At 47.8% G+C, this 14,672-nt stretch carries 13 protein-coding genes and 1 other RNA gene; 13 read left to right on the forward strand and 1 reads right to left on the reverse strand.

Annotated features, from left to right (window positions below; all coding sequences use genetic code 11):
• The first annotated feature begins 26 nt into the window (after positions 1–26).
• Genes ccoG through ccoS form a run of 4 tightly spaced genes read left to right on the forward strand, consistent with a single transcriptional unit; the run spans position 27 to position 4,454 of the window.
• A complete protein-coding gene (ccoG, locus tag V7723_RS11465) occupies positions 27–1,487 on the forward strand; it encodes a cytochrome c oxidase accessory protein CcoG (protein ID WP_335684609.1) in 1,461 nt (486 codons plus the stop codon).
• Complete coding sequence (locus V7723_RS11470) at positions 1,484–1,981, forward strand: FixH family protein (protein WP_335684610.1); 498 nt, start codon at positions 1,484–1,486, stop codon at positions 1,979–1,981. The genes ccoG and V7723_RS11470 overlap by 4 nt, the downstream gene beginning before the upstream one ends.
• Positions 1,969–4,290 (forward strand): cation-translocating P-type ATPase, encoded by a 2,322-nt coding sequence (locus V7723_RS11475; protein ID WP_335684611.1) that lies wholly within the window; start codon positions 1,969–1,971, stop codon positions 4,288–4,290. The genes V7723_RS11470 and V7723_RS11475 overlap by 13 nt, the downstream gene beginning before the upstream one ends.
• Entirely contained in the window at positions 4,287–4,454 is a 168-nt protein-coding gene (gene ccoS / locus V7723_RS11480; protein WP_335684612.1) for a cbb3-type cytochrome oxidase assembly protein CcoS, read from the forward strand. The genes V7723_RS11475 and ccoS overlap by 4 nt, the downstream gene beginning before the upstream one ends.
• A 7-nt stretch (positions 4,455–4,461) precedes the next feature.
• Here ccoS and V7723_RS11485 read toward each other — a convergent pair whose 3' ends face one another.
• On the reverse strand, positions 4,462–5,673 hold the full coding sequence (locus V7723_RS11485; protein ID WP_335684613.1) for an MFS transporter: 1,212 nt from the start codon (positions 5,671–5,673) through the stop codon (positions 4,462–4,464).
• A gap of 172 nt (positions 5,674–5,845) precedes the next feature.
• Here V7723_RS11485 and V7723_RS11490 point away from each other — a divergent pair, with 172 nt between their 5' ends.
• The 9 genes from V7723_RS11490 to V7723_RS11530 form a co-directional block, all read left to right on the forward strand.
• Positions 5,846–6,637: a TerB family tellurite resistance protein gene (locus tag V7723_RS11490; RefSeq protein WP_335684614.1), complete on the forward strand. Its 792-nt coding sequence runs from the start codon at positions 5,846–5,848 to the stop codon at positions 6,635–6,637.
• A gap of 14 nt (positions 6,638–6,651) precedes the next feature.
• Positions 6,652–7,533, forward strand: a complete 882-nt coding sequence (locus V7723_RS11495) for a DMT family transporter (protein ID WP_335684615.1) — start codon at positions 6,652–6,654, stop codon at positions 7,531–7,533.
• Complete coding sequence (locus V7723_RS11500; RefSeq protein ID WP_335684616.1) at positions 7,526–8,296, forward strand: N-acetylmuramoyl-L-alanine amidase; 771 nt, start codon at positions 7,526–7,528, stop codon at positions 8,294–8,296. The genes V7723_RS11495 and V7723_RS11500 overlap by 8 nt, the downstream gene beginning before the upstream one ends.
• Positions 8,297–8,302: 6 nt before the next feature.
• Positions 8,303–8,684: RNase P RNA component class A (rnpB, locus tag V7723_RS11505), an RNA gene on the forward strand.
• 130 nt (positions 8,685–8,814) lie between these two features.
• Positions 8,815–10,668, forward strand: coding sequence for a cation:proton antiporter (locus tag V7723_RS11510; RefSeq protein WP_335684617.1), 1,854 nt, complete (start codon positions 8,815–8,817; stop codon positions 10,666–10,668).
• 447 nt (positions 10,669–11,115) lie between these two features.
• Positions 11,116–11,586 (forward strand): division/cell wall cluster transcriptional repressor MraZ, encoded by a 471-nt coding sequence (locus V7723_RS11515; RefSeq protein ID WP_335684618.1) that lies wholly within the window; start codon positions 11,116–11,118, stop codon positions 11,584–11,586.
• On the forward strand, positions 11,579–12,541 hold the full coding sequence (gene rsmH / locus V7723_RS11520) for a 16S rRNA (cytosine(1402)-N(4))-methyltransferase RsmH (protein ID WP_335684619.1): 963 nt from the start codon (positions 11,579–11,581) through the stop codon (positions 12,539–12,541). The genes V7723_RS11515 and rsmH overlap by 8 nt, the downstream gene beginning before the upstream one ends.
• A 2-nt stretch (positions 12,542–12,543) precedes the next feature.
• Positions 12,544–12,951 carry a cell division protein FtsL gene (ftsL, locus tag V7723_RS11525; protein ID WP_335684620.1) on the forward strand — a complete coding sequence of 136 codons (408 nt, stop codon included), beginning with the start codon at positions 12,544–12,546 and terminating at the stop codon, positions 12,949–12,951.
• Positions 12,948–14,672 (forward strand): peptidoglycan D,D-transpeptidase FtsI family protein (locus tag V7723_RS11530; RefSeq protein ID WP_335684621.1); only part of this gene is annotated, 1,725 nt, incomplete at its 3' end. The genes ftsL and V7723_RS11530, both read left to right, overlap by 4 nt.

Genomic DNA, 14,672 nt, shown 5'->3' on the forward strand with positions numbered 1-14,672 from the left:
AACCAATCCGTCTTGGAGATGAGCTTTTGGTTGAGAGCGCCGTAGAGAATGTAGATGTTCGTCCGGTTAATAAAAAAGAAAACCGGGCGCTATTTGAAAGACGCGAGAAAATCCAGCCCAAAAAGGCACGGGGTGATTTTCGGCGATTGAAGTGGATCATCATGGCGGTGACCTTGTCGATCTACTATGTCACGCCGTGGATCCGTTGGGATCGTGGGGAAGGGGCGCCAGACCAAGCTGTTCTGGTAGACTTCGCTACAGAGCGTTTCTATTTTTTCTTCATCGAGTTATGGCCGCAGGAAGTTTATTACATAACCGGCCTTCTTATCATCGCCGCCGTGTCGTTGTTCTTGGTGACGGCATTGTTTGGTAGGGCATGGTGCGGATATTCTTGCCCGCAAACGGTCTGGACAGATTTGTTTATATTTGTCGAGCGATCTATCGAAGGGGATCGAAACGCAAGGCTAAAGCTCGACAAGGCACCGATGTCGATATCGAAATTGACGAAGCGTGTCACCAAGCATTCCATATGGTTGCTGATCGGCGTGCTTACGGGCGGCGCTTGGGTGTTCTACTTTGCAGATGCCCCGTCTCTTATTGTTGATCTATTCACGCTTGAGGCGGCCGTTATTGCCTATGCCAGTGTCGCCACGCTGACGGCCACAACCTATATCTTTGGTGGATTAATGCGGGAGCAAGTCTGCACATATATGTGCCCATGGCCGCGAATTCAGGGCGCAATGGTTGGAGATGAATCTTTGACCGTGACCTATCACGGCGCGCGTGGAGAGCCCCGTGGTCCACACAAAAAAGGCCAATCCTGGGAAAACAGTGGCCATTGTATCGATTGTAATCAATGTGTTGCGGTTTGCCCGATGGGAATAGATATTCGCGATGGCCTGCAAATGGAATGCATTACATGCGCGCTATGTATCGACGCCTGTAACGATGTCATGGATAAAGTTGATTTACCAAGGGGATTGATCAGCTACGATACCTATGCCGGGCAATTTGATGGGACCCCGGACAAGAAGCTCAAAGTGCGTCTAATTCGACCCAGAACGATTGCATATGCCTTAATTTTGGCGTTTGTTGGCGCGATTATGCTGTTCACCTTATTGAATCGCTCCATTCTTGACGTTAACGTCATACGAGATCGAAATCCATTATTTGTCACGTTGTCGGACGGATCCATAAGAAATGGGTATACGGTCAAAATACTTAATAAGTTGCACGCGGTGCGAAAATACCATGTGGAAGTATCGGGCCCTGCTGGGCTGCAGAGCTGGTTCCAAAAAGAAGGCCCTAAAGATCATACAATGATCGTTACAGTTCCGGGCGATTCCGTATCCAGTGTAAAGCTGTTTGTCTCAATACCGTCGGCAAATATTGAAAGTAAAAGTAGTGATCTTAACGTCACCGTTGTTGACCGTGAAACCGGTGAAACAGACACTCAGGGTACGAGTTTCAAAGGGCCGGAGAAATGAGTACGCAAGTGGTGGGTAAAAAATTGACTGGACGACATGTTGCTTTCATGCTTGCAGCCTTTTTCGGATTGATGTTCGCCGTAAATGGGATTTTCGTTTATTTTGCGTTGAATAGTTTTTCCGGTGTAAGCGTGTCGGATGCCTATCGCCGCGGTCTCGCGTATAATGAGGAACTTCAGGCGAAAGAAGAGCAGAATGCGCGGGGATGGCAGCATTCGCTGGAATTTGAGCAGTTAGGCGATGATACGGGAATTATACGATTAAGATTACTTGATCCGGATAAGCAACCGATAGAAAACTTGTCAATCTTGGGCACTCTCCGTCGTCCAGTTATTGAAGAAGCAGACAAGCCGATTATGTTTGTTTATGCCGACCAATTATATATTACCGATCTTTCTGGTCTTGAAAAAGGCCAATGGGACATAACCATTCAAGTACAAGGTGGAGGGTATGCCGTGCCTTACCGGTTGGACAAAAGAATATGGGTGAAATAGCGCGCAAAACCACAGACGACCCGCTGCCGTCTCGTGAGCATGACATTGGCGGAGACTGCTGTGCTGGCGGTGCAGCAGCCCTTGCCGAAATAGGGACACAACAAGAAAACTATCGTGATTTTGTTGATTCAGACCCGGCTGCTTTTGTGGCGCATGATCAAGATAGCAATGCAATGCTGTATTTGCTTGTCGAGAATATGCATTGCGCCAATTGTATAAAGAATATTGAGGAGACCCTGCAATCTAACCCTGCGGTAATTGATGCACGTGTCAATTTTTCCACTCGCCGACTTTTTGTCCGCTGGCATGAAGACAGAGCAATTGCGGGAGATATACTGCGTCCTGTAATTTCCATGGGGTATCCGCTTACACCATATAATCCAGACCTCATTCAAGCTGCCTCAGCAGCAGAAGATCGCCAGCTCCTGAAAGCACTGGCCGTTGCAGGTTTTGCAGCCGCGAATGTCATGCTTTTATCGGTTTCGGTGTGGGCCGGATTTTTTTCTGAAGACATGGGGGGCGCTACTCGGAGCTTCCTGCATTGGATATCTGCGATGATCGCCTTGCCGGCAGTCGCTTATGCTGGGCAACCGTTTTTTAAATCCGCGTCGGGGGCCCTTAAAAACGGCCGTCTCAATATGGATGTACCTATTTCTCTCGCGGTATTACTGGCGTCGGCAATGAGTCTGTCAGAAACTATCCAAGGAGGGGAGCACACTTACTTTGATGCTTCTGTCACCTTGCTTTTCTTTCTGCTCATTGGACGGTATCTGGATAGGGCGGCGCGGAATAAAGCAAGATCGGCTGCAGAACGGCTTCTTCTGTTAAAATCTGTGGCAGCCACCGTCATAAACGCGGATGGGACGCAGCAAACCATTCCTGCAGATGCTGTGATGCCTGGACATTTGGTACAGATAACTGTTGGCGAACGTCTGCCTGTGGATGGCGTTGTCTCCTCGGGTCGATCAGAATTGGATATCAGCCTAGTCACAGGAGAGAGCCTACCAGTGTTTGTAACGACGGGTGACGAAGTCTTTGCCGGAACCATGAATTTGCAGGGCCCGCTTGAAGTTACGGCGACCAAAACAGGCGATAATACTCTCCTCGGCGATATCGTCCGGCTTATGGAAGCCGCGGAACAAGGGCGAGCAAAATATGTCCGGCTGGCAGACCGTATCGCGGAAATCTATGCACCAACGGTTCATATCCTCGCTGCGCTCACATTTGCCGGCTGGTGGTTCTTCGGTGCCAACTGGCAGGTTGCCCTCCTTCAGGCTGTTGCAGTGCTGATTATTACCTGTCCCTGTGCTTTGGGATTGGCAGTCCCCGTGGTTCAGGTTGTCGCTAGCGGTCGTTTGTTGGGCAAAGGAATTTTAGTTAAATCGGCAGATGGACTGGAGCGCCTTGCTCAGATTGATACTGTTGTATTTGATAAGACAGGCACGCTGACTGAGGGGCGGTTAGAACTCCAGAACCAATCTGAAATATCTGAAGAAGATTTGGATTTGGCGGCGTCTATTGCGCGGGCAAGCCGCCATCCCTTAGCGCTTGCTATCAGTCGTCACAGACAAGTAACTGTAAAACCGTTTGACGTTCAGGAATTGCCGGGTGAAGGCCTAACGGCAATTGTCGACGGCACTGAGATGAAGCTCGGCAATAGATTCTGGACTGGTGCAATCGCAAACGAGAATTTGGAAGAGGCAGCGGGGCCTGAACTGTGGTTGGCTGTCGCCGGTAAAGAACCGGTACAGTTTCGATTTTTGGATCAAGTGCGACCCGCTGCTCGACAAACCATTCAGAGGTTAGTGAGACAGGGGTACCGTGTCGAAATTATTTCCGGTGATAGAGCTGCTGTCGTTGAGCAGATAGCCAGTGAGCTCGGGATTGAAAATTGGAAGGCGCAACAGAAACCAGAAGACAAAGTTGCTCGGCTAGAGGCCTTGAGGGAAGCTGGTCGGAAGGTTGTGATGATTGGCGACGGACTTAATGATGCCCCGGCGTTGGCGGCGGCACATGTTTCCATATCTCCCTCAACGGCGGCGGATATTAGCCAGACGGCTGCTGATTTTGTGTTCCAAGGGCGAAGCCTAGCCGCTGTTTTCGAAACGATAAAAGTGGCAAAATTTGCGCATCGACTTGTTGTTCAGAATTTCTCACTAGCTTTCCTATATAATGCCATTGCAGTTCCGCTGGCCGTCGCAGGCTTTGTCACACCGTTGTTTGCGGCAATTGCAATGTCAGCTTCCTCACTTGCCGTATGTTTGAATTCCTTAAGGTTGCGGCTTGAACGTAATGGAGGAACAAGATGAATGTGCTTGTTTATTTAATTCCAGCGGCATTATTCCTGGGAGGGCTTGGCCTTCTGGCATTTTTATGGAGTTTAAAAAATGGTCAGTATGAGGACATGGAGGGGGCGGCCAATCGGATCCTTATCGATGACAAGGATCCGGACGACCCACCGACACAGACTTGAGGCGCTCTTAAGGGTTTGCGTTAACTACATTTCCCGCATTGTCATAGCGCGGGCCTCTAATTACTTCATTGCCCTCGCACGGATGCCGCGGGATGTTAAGTGATATAATCAACGAAAGTAATGCCATGCCGGCGCCTGCCAAAAATACGCTGGCTGGTGATATGAGCCATAAAAGTCCAAATAGAACAGGTATCACAACCGCGGCAATGTGATTGATCGTAAAACTCACTCCGGCGGTTGCTGCCATGTCTTTTGGGTCCGCAATTTTCTGAAAGTAGCTCTTTATTCCAATAGCAAAGGCGAAGAATAAATGATCCAGAACATAAAGGCCGGCCGCCATCGTTGCATTTTGGACGAAAGCGTAAGCTGCAAAAATCAGCACTAGTCCTGTATATTCGAATACGAGTGCTTTTCGCTCTCCCCAATGGGCAACGAGGCGACCAATGCGAGGTGCGAGAAAGATATTGATAGCATGGTTGATCAGATACAAAAGAGTGATTGTCGCAACATCATATCCAAATTTTTCAACCATCATAAAGCCAGCAAAGACGATAAAAATTTGTCGCCGTGCTCCAGCCAAGAAAGTCAGAGCGTAATACAGCCAATAACGCTTGCGCAGTATGATTTTCTTTGACTGTGGCACGGCGACTTTAAACTGTGGAAAGAAAGCCCACGCACCCAAGGTGATAAAGACTGTGATCGCACCGCCAACGGCATAAATAACGGCATAGTCCAGATCAAGAAATTTGGTGCCGAGGAAAATTACGCCATAAGCGATAAGCGCTGCAAATGCCTGTGCAGATATTTGTCGGCCCAGGGCAAGCGGTGTGTGTTCCTTGGAGATGAGTTGCAAGGTGAGCGATTGCTTTATTGCTTCCCCGTAATGGAACCCGATGGACATGAGCACGGTGGTGAAATAGAGGCCATATTCATACGGAAAAAAGCCGGTTATTGCGACGCCAATGCCAAATACCAGCAACGAAATCATCAATAACCGTTGTTCGGCAATGATGAGCAAGACGAAGATGACGGTAAAAGCCAAAAACCCGGGTATCTCTCTAAGCGATTGTAATATTCCGATTTCTCGGCCTGAAAATTCAGCGGCATCAACAGCAAAGTTATTGAGCAAGGCCATCCAGACGGCGAAGCCGACGGACCAGCCAGCGGCTACAGTCATCAACATGATCTCTGGCGTGCGCCATTTTTGAAAACTACTCATTCTTCCTCAATCCAAGTAAATCTATCAATTGCCTTACTATACGAGCTCCAGAATCCGTAATCTTTCGCGATTAAGCCAAAAAATACCGAGATACGGACAAACTATATTGAGCGGCATAGATTTATAATGATGGTTGCCGAAATAGTATTTCCGGAATGCTGGCGATTTTCGAGTGAGCCTGCTACTATTTGTCTTCAACTTCATCTACGGCGAAATTTACATCATGGCTATTTGGGGAAAAATTCTTGGCGGAGCAGCCGGACTGTTAGTCGGTGGGCCTTTGGGTGCCCTAGTAGGCGGTTTAGCCGGGCATGCTGTCGATAAAATCCGCCAAGCTGGCGAAGAACATGACGGCGAGACAGGAACGCATCACGTCAAACAGGTGGCATTTACCATCGCGGTAATTGCCCTTGGTGCAAAAATGGCTAAGGCAGATGGCGTGGTCACCAGAGAAGAAATAGATGTCTTCAAGCGGGTTTTTCGAATTCCAGCCAATGAAGAGAAAAACGTTGGCCGGGTCTTTAATATGGCTCGTAAAGATACGGCCGGATATGAAGAATATGCTGCTCAGGTGGAGCGGATGTTCCGTGATACGCCACAAATGATGGAAGACTTGCTGCACGGTTTGTTTTCCATTGCCATGGCAGATGGTGTTCTTCACCCGGATGAGGATATTTATCTGCAAAATGTTGCCGGGATCTTTGGCTTCAACGAGGCAGCGTATGCGCGCATAAAAAGTTATCATGCAAAAGATGGAGAAAGTGATCCTTATCAAATATTGGGCGTGTCGGCAGATATTTCCAATGAGGAGCTGAAGAAAGTACATCGGCAATTAATTCTTGAAAACCATCCGGACAAAGTTATGGCCCAAGGATTGCCTCAGGAGTTTGTAGATGTGGCGAACGATAAATTGGCGAAGATCAATGCAGCGTATGACGAAGTCTCTAAAATTCGAGGCTTGTAAGATCGGAAATAAATTTGAAAAACAAAGATCTTGCGCTCATTTTGCTGGTCAATTTTTTGTGGGCATCTAACTTCCTAGCTGCAAAAATTGGAATGGAGGAGTTTCCACCGTTATTCTTTACGGCGTTGAGGTTTGCCATGGTGATCGTTGTTATGGTGCCCTTTATCTCAATACCCCACGGCTATTGGCGTAAATTGTTGATTGTCGGTTTATTGATGGGTGTTTTGCACTACTCCCTAATGTTTTGGGGGTTATCCATCGCACCGGATATTTCTCCGGTGGCGATTGTTAACCAGACTTTCGTGCCTTTTTCCGCGTTGATGGCTGTCATTTTTCTTAAAGAACGCCTGGGATGGCGACGGTGGACAGCCATTGTTATGGCTTTCGCGGGCGTGATGGTAATTGGTTTCGATCCGATAATTTTTAGTAGTTTTCTCTCGCCTGCGTTAGTTGCCATCGCATCGTTTTTCTTATCCGTCAATTTGGTTATCGTTCGAACTATGCCGGGAATTGGTGCGCTTAATTTGACGTTTTGGACAGCCGCCATAGCGTTTGTACCCATACTTTGCCTATCCTTTATTTTTGAATCAGGGCAGGTGAACGCACTTCAATCCGCGGGTTGGGAAGAATGGTCGGCGGTAGCCTTTTCTGCAATCGGCGCAACAGTAATCGGCCATGGACTCGGGAATTACCTGATAAAATTCTACCCTGTCAGCACCATTGCACCTTATTATCTTTTGGTGCCGGTTTTTGCCATAATTTTGGGAGTAGTATTCTGGGGAGATCAGATCACCATAGAGTTAGTGATTGGCGGAGCAATGGTTATGAGCGGGGTAACAATCATTACATTTCGCTCCAACAAACAGAAGGCTGTAGAGGGCATTGACGGTGCGTGAAAAAGTAATTTGGCAACCTTCTCCGAATTTTGATGATAGGGGGGAGGGTGTGCCTACCGATATGCTCGTATTGCATTACACAGGTATGGAAACAGGAACGGCTGCCCTTGCTCGATTGACGGAAGAAGTTTCTCAGGTAAGCGCCCATTATTTTATCGAAGAAGATGGAACTATTTTTCAACTTGTTGAAGAGAATAAGCGCGCCTGGCATGCTGGCGTTTCTTCATGGCGAGGCGAAGCCAATATAAACGCCCGCTCTATAGGTGTAGAAATTGTCAATCCCGGTCATGAACTTGGCTACAGGACTTTCTCCGATAATCAAATGGCAAGCGTCAGTGAGTTGTCAAAAGATATCGTACAGCGGCATGGTATCCTGCCAACGCATGTTGTTGGTCATTCAGATATTGCACCGGCGCGAAAGCAGGATCCGGGTGAGTTGTTCGCATGGGACAAGCTGGCTGCAATTGGCATCGGACTATGGTTTCCGCAAGGCTGGGCAGCGGATTTGACTTTGTCATCATTGTCTGTTGGTGACGGTGGACGCCCGGTTCAAAGGCTTCGGGGGTTTCTTCGTGGTATAGGGTATACTGTTGCTGACATTGACATGTTTGATGAAGAGCTAGTCGCGGTCCTTAAGGCTTTTCAACGTCATTGGCGCCCAGATCTAATCGATGGCGTTGCTGATAGCGTAACCCAATCAGCGGCTGAGGAAATTTTTAACAAGTCTGTCCGCTTGACACCATCGAAAACGCAGCTTACCTAAGAGCCATCAGATGGCTGGATGATCGCCGCTTGCGAAAGTAAGGGGAGGAAAGTCCGGGCTCCACGGAAATGCGATGCCGGTTAATGGCCGGCGGGGGTGACCCCAGGGAAAGTGCCACAGAAAGTAAACCGCCTGACTTTATTGACGGGTAAGGGTGAAAGGGTGCGGTAAGAGCGCACCGCGCGGCTGGCAACAGAAGCGGCACGGTAAACCCCATCGGGAGCAAAACCAAATAGGGGCGTCCGGCACAGGGTATTCTCGTGTGCAGGCTGGTTTTCCGAGCTGACGTCCGGGTTGGTTGCTTGAGGTGCTTGGTAACAGGTACCCTAGATGAATGATTATCCCCTGTTTTCAGGGACAGAACCCGGCTTATAGGCCATCTGCCTTATTTAAGTTCGTTTGTTGGTATTAAACAGTGTGACAATCGAAATTGCCACGTATGCTGGACAAAGGTTCTGGGGGCGCGTACTAATTTCTAAAATTGACAAATAACTCGCGGAAAGGATGAAATTAAACAATTGACCACCTTAATTTCATTACTTTTAGCAACCTCTTTGGTATTTTTTAACTCCTCTCCAGCCTTTGCCGCAGCGACAGAGATGCCACCGCTAGTGTATGATATTGGCATTAGTATTTTTGTTGCGAGTATTCTTGCGATTGTCTTTGTTCGCCTCAAAATTCCAAGTATTGCTGCGTTTCTTCTGAGCGGCATATTGATTGGTCCGATTGGTTTGAAGCTGATCACACATCCGGAGAATATAGATACAATTGCGGAGCTTGGTTTTATCTTGCTTCTTTTCATGATCGGCATGGAAATCGACTTGCGCCGGATGCTGCGCAGCGGAAAAATGATCATCATTACCGGATTTTTGCAATACCCAATAAGCGTGCTTTTTGGTTTTGTTGTTGTTAAGGGGCTTCTCTGGCTTGGACTTTCGACTGGGCTGACCGGGACTTATGACGCTTTGTATTTTGGCATCTTTATCGCCGGCTCTTCTACGCTCTTGGTGATTAAATTATTTCAAGAAAAGTATGAGCTTGATACAGAACCTGGCCGTATTGCTCTGGGAATTCTGGTCTTTCAGGATTTTTGGGCAATCATTGTTATTATTATGCAGCCGACATTTACGAATCCAGAGCTTGTCCCGGCCTTGATGTCCTGCCTTGGGATCGTCATTTTAAGTATACTTTCATATAGTTTGGCGAAAAGCTTGGTTCCAATTGTGTTTAAGTGGCTAGCGAAGGAGCCGCAACTTATTCTCGTTGGGGCCATTGGTTGGTGTTTCACCATTGTTTTTATCGGCGGTGGTTTAGATTACGTCGGTGTATATATTTTCGGTGAAAGTTCAGTCATGTCCGTTGCAACGGGGATGAGTGCGCTGATCGCTGGTATGACCATTGCAACCTTGCCATATAGCAGGGAAATAGTTGCGAAAGTTGGGATCGTTAGAGATTTCTTTATCACCTTGTTCTTTGTCGGGTTAGGGATGAGTATCCCGCCTGTTACTGGCATGAGTGTCATAGTTATTGCAATTGCATTGGCCTTTTTTGCCTTGCTAAGCCGCCAATTGATCTTCTTTCCCCTGCTTTATTTTACCGGTGGAGATCAACGGCATGCGGAAGTCGCTTCCATACGGTTAGCACAGCTGTCAGAATTTGGACTGGTCATCGCGTATCTCGGTTCGCAATATGGACATATCTCGGACGAATTCGCCAGTGCGATTATTTTCGGGTTTATTATTACTGCCTTATTGACACCACCACTTTATAAGCATGCCTATGATATTCACCGGTTCATTGCGCCGTTTTTACAAAAATGCGGATTTAAAGAGCCAGACGAAGGGCTTGATGAGACGGTAAAGGAATATGATCTTGTGTTACTTGGTTTCCACCGGGTAGCATCCTCTTTGCTCCATGAGATCGCGAAGCATAAGCCTGAATTGGTTTCTCGGATTTTAGTGATTGATTTTAATGTTCAGCTTCATGCGGCCATTCGTAAGCTAGGCGCAAATGTTCGCTATGGGGATTTGTCAAACGACGATACCTTGATGCATGCTGGTATTGATAAAGCGAAGGTTATCGTTGCCACAATACCTGATGACATACTTCGGGGGACGAGTAATCAGAAACTTGTGCAAACCGTCCGGAATATGAACACGAGTGCTATTGTAATTGCCAATGCAGAAGAACTTTCTTCAGCTAAGGATGTGTATGCTTCGGGAGCTGATTATGTATATATGGGGCGGATTAATACGGCGCGTTCATTAGAAGAAATCATAACCAGGACCATGGAAGGCTCCATCAAAGATTATCGCCTGGAACAAGAAGAGCTATATGGCGCTCATCATGAGCGAACCGAAATTCTGAAATAGCTTTTTCCGCTTTTTCTCCGACTTCAAGTTGGTTTGCGGGAGATTCGCAGAATTATTATATATATATGAAAATTATGATGTTTGTGGTTTCTCATCCGACGGTTGAGAGGGTTGAGTTCCCAACGGAACGTAAAACCCTGCACTAGTCTTCTTGCAATTTTGCTGAATTAGTTAATATAGAACAAAAAGAGAACAAATAAAAATATTGTATTGAAATCAATAGTTAGAATTCTCATGATTGTCTTCAAGTAACCGCAGAATAATCTTTCTAATCGTTTTTTGAAACCCTTCAAAGAATACTTGAAACCCACGATTTTCCGGCGTATTTCCGTTGACTTCCATCTTATCCCATGATATCCCGGATTATCCCGTTTACTGAAGGATTAAATCCGGAAAAATCAGAAAATAGAGGGTGAAAATAGGGAATTTAGGGGGATTTTGGCTGTTATGGCCCTGTTTCTGTCCACATATGTAAACAAGATTGATAAAAAGGGGCGCGTATCTGTACCTGCCCGGTTTCGATCTGTGTTGGCAGAAAACGGATTTGACAGTGTTGTTTTATTCCCAACCGTAAATGGCGACGCGATAGATGGCTGTGGCATGGATGTCATGGAAAAACTCCTTGAGAAAATTGGTAGCTTTGATCCGCTTTCTGAAGACCGCGAAAGCTTCGCCGATGCCTTGATGCCCGATGCGCTTGAACTGTCGTTTGATGGAGATGGTCGGATCACGATCCCGACGGATATGTTGGAGGATGCCGGTATTGATGGCCAATGCGCGTTTGTTGGTCGCGGCGATAGTTTTCAAATCTGGCAGCCTGAAGCCTTTACGGCCCGAAAGAAAGAGGCGCGTGCGCGGGCGAAATCAAAACGAGCTGGCAGCACGAACATGAAGGTGGAGGAGGGCGGTCATGATTGAAAATGACGCGCCCCATATCTCTGTTCTGCTGCGAGAGGTTGTCAATATTTTGGCGCCGAAGGACGGCGAAGTTTTTGTGGACGGTACTTTTGGTGCCGGTGGTTACAGTCAAGCTATTCTCGAAGCGGCGAACTGCGTTGTTTACGGAATAGATCGTGATCCTCTTGCTATTTCTATGGGGCAAACGATGGCTGAGAAATACTCGGGGCGATTAATTATGCTCGAGGGATGTTACGCCGATATGGAGGCGCTGCTCGCAACTAAGGGATTGTCAGGTGTCGATGGGATAGCACTGGATATTGGTGTGTCCTCTATGCAAATTGATGAAGCTGATCGTGGCTTCTCATTCATGCGCGACGGACCGTTGGACATGAGAATGTCGAGTAAAGGGCGGACGGCGGCGGATGTCGTAAATGAAGAATCTGAAGCGGAACTTGCCAGGATTATTTTTGTGTATGGCGAGGAGCGCAGATCGCGCGCAATTGCGCGTGTCGTAGTCGAAAGGCGCGAAGTAAAGCCTTTCACCAGTACAGTAGAGTTAGCGGAAGCGGTGGCGTCAGTGGTTCGTCCTACAGGAAAGGGCATCCATCCGGCGACGCGTACCTTCCAAGCGTTGCGTATATTTGTAAATGATGAACTTGGGCAGCTGGTCAAGGGTCTAGCCGCATCCGAGAGACTGCTTACTCCCAGCGGTCGTCTCGCGGTTGTATCTTTCCATAGTCTTGAAGACCGTCGCGTGAAAAACTTCCTGTCAGCAAGGTCTGAAGGGCGTGCTAGGCCGTCTCGTCATGTTCCTGTAAATGACGAGGGGCCAGCTCCCTCCTTTAAGTTAGTCAAAAGAGGCACGATCAAAGCGCGTGAAGACGAGTTGGCTGCAAATTCCCGATCGCGGTCAGCACGGCTTCGCGGGGCTATCCGTACAGGCGCGAAAGCCTGGGGTGAGGTGGCAGCGTGAAAATGAACCTTACCGCATTGTCGCTGCTACTTGTCGCTGGGGTTTCCTATGGTTTGTATCAATTGTCCTATGAGGTGCAGAGTTTAGAAAAGAATTTGGCTTCTTTGGACAAAAATATTTCCGACAACAGGGAAACAATTAGAATACTAAAGGCGGAATGGGCATATCAGAACAGGCCAGATGTGCTTCAATCGTTAGCGACGACACATCTTCCCTTGCTGTTGATTGCTCCCTACCAGGTGGCAGATCTCGGACAAATTCCAGAAAATGTCATTACTTTGTCGGAATTGGATGCCAAGAATGTTCCGTTACCTCGGAAAAAGCCAAGAAAGGAATATAAATCTCCCAAAAGCAAGCCGCTGGGATCCTACACATTGGCGACATTCTCAAAAGCTGGAGGGGTGCAATGAGCGAATTGACTTGGCTGTCAAAGTCGCGCCGTTCCCGCCTCAATCTCAAAAACCCGTTGAATGCTCATACTTCCGGCGATAAAAACATTGCCCTTCGTCTCGACGGAAGCGCTAAAGAAACACTAGAGCAGGGACGAAATCGCCTTGTGATGGCCGGCGTAATTTTCGCTTTTTGTTTTGTTGTATTAGCAGGCCGGCTTGTAGGGCTGGCGTTAAGCGGAGATAGCGAAAGTGCCCGGGCGTATCCCGAAAAAGCAAATCAAAGCCCCCTGGCTTATTCAGACGGCATGCGCGCAGAAATTCGTGATCGAAATGGGGTTCTTCTTGCGACGACCCTTAAGACAGCATCATTATTTGCCGAGCCCAAAAATGTGATGGATAGGCAGGAGCTGGCGTCAAAGCTTTCTCGCGTGTTGGATAACATGAGCGAAGCAATGATTTTAAGCAAATTATCGTCCGCCAAAAACTTCGTCTGGCTCAAGCGGAATTTGACCCCAACCCAACAATATAGAATTAACGCCTTAGGGATCCCAGGATTACATTTTAGAGAGGAAGAAAAACGGTTTTATCCGATGGGCGCGTTAGTGTCGCATTTACTTGGATACACTGATCTCGATAATTTAGGCATCGCCGGTGTTGAGAAATACTTTAACGGACAACTAAGTGGGTCCAAAGAAACGGTTGCCACTGATTTGAATCTGTCCATTGACGTGCGGATCCAGCATGCGGTGCGCGATGAACTGACCCGGCATATGTCCATGTTTCAGGCAATCGGAGCCGCAGGCATGGTTATGGATGTGAAAACCGGTGAAATCCTGGCGATGGTTTCCTTGCCGGATTTTGATCCCAATCGGCCGAGTGATTTTTCAGGCGATAGCAAGTTTAATAAAGTAACACTCGGCGTCTACGAAATGGGATCTACTTTCAAAACATTTACAACAGCTATGGCATTAGATGCGGGCACAATTGGGTTGCATGGTGGATATGATGCAACCAAACCAATTAAGAGAGCTGGCTTCCTCATTCGCGACGATCATCCTAAAAAGCGTTGGTTGTCGGTCCCTGAAATTTACATGTACTCTTCCAATATTGGCACAGCCAAAATGGCAATTGATGTTGGCCCTAAGAAACACAAGGCTTTCCTGGGTAAGTTAGGTTTATTGGAGAAACCTTCGATTGAGCTGCCTGAAGTTGGCGCCCCAATTTTGCCGCCAAGGTGGAATACCCTTGAAACCATGACAATTTCATATGGACATGGTCTCTCCGTGAGTCCCTTGCAATTGAGCGCTGGTGTTTCGGCTGTGGTGAATGGCGGTGCCTATATCAATCCCACCTTAATTCGCCGCGATCCAGCTGTTGGATTAGTGGCCAGGCAGGTCATTAAAACTAAAACTTCGAATACGATGCGAAAGCTTATGAGACTGGTGGTAGAGCAGGGAACGGGTAGTAAAGCTGCGGCGAAAGGGTATTTGGTTGGCGGAAAAACCGGTACAGCTGAAAAAGTTGAAGGCGGAAAATATAAGCGGTCCGCGGTGGTGACATCTTTTGTGAGCGCCTTTCCGATGAATGATCCACGCTATGTCGTGCTCGCGGTGATGGATGAGCCAAAAGGAAACGCCAAAACCCATGGCTTTAGAGGGGCAGGCTGGACTGCGGCCCCGATCGTTGGTCGGCTGGTTGCTCGAATTGGGCCGATATTAGGCATTAAGCCGGTTGAAGAG

Source organism: Sneathiella sp. (assembly GCF_036960985.1).
Lineage (GTDB): Bacteria > Pseudomonadota > Alphaproteobacteria > Sneathiellales > Sneathiellaceae > Sneathiella.

Coding starts and splice junctions, on each gene's coding strand:
- V7723_RS11475 (WP_335684611.1), top strand. CDS start 1,969: ATGGGTGAAATAGCGCGCAAAACCACAGACGACCCGCTGCCGTCTCGT.
- V7723_RS11470 (WP_335684610.1), top strand. CDS start 1,484: ATGAGTACGCAAGTGGTGGGTAAAAAATTGACTGGACGACATGTTGCT.
- ccoS (WP_335684612.1), top strand. CDS start 4,287: ATGAATGTGCTTGTTTATTTAATTCCAGCGGCATTATTCCTGGGAGGG.
- V7723_RS11485 (WP_335684613.1), bottom strand. CDS start 5,673: ATGAGTAGTTTTCAAAAATGGCGCACGCCAGAGATCATGTTGATGACT.
- ftsL (WP_335684620.1), top strand. CDS start 12,544: ATGAACCTTACCGCATTGTCGCTGCTACTTGTCGCTGGGGTTTCCTAT.
- rsmH (WP_335684619.1), top strand. CDS start 11,579: ATGATTGAAAATGACGCGCCCCATATCTCTGTTCTGCTGCGAGAGGTT.
- V7723_RS11515 (WP_335684618.1), top strand. CDS start 11,116: ATGGCCCTGTTTCTGTCCACATATGTAAACAAGATTGATAAAAAGGGG.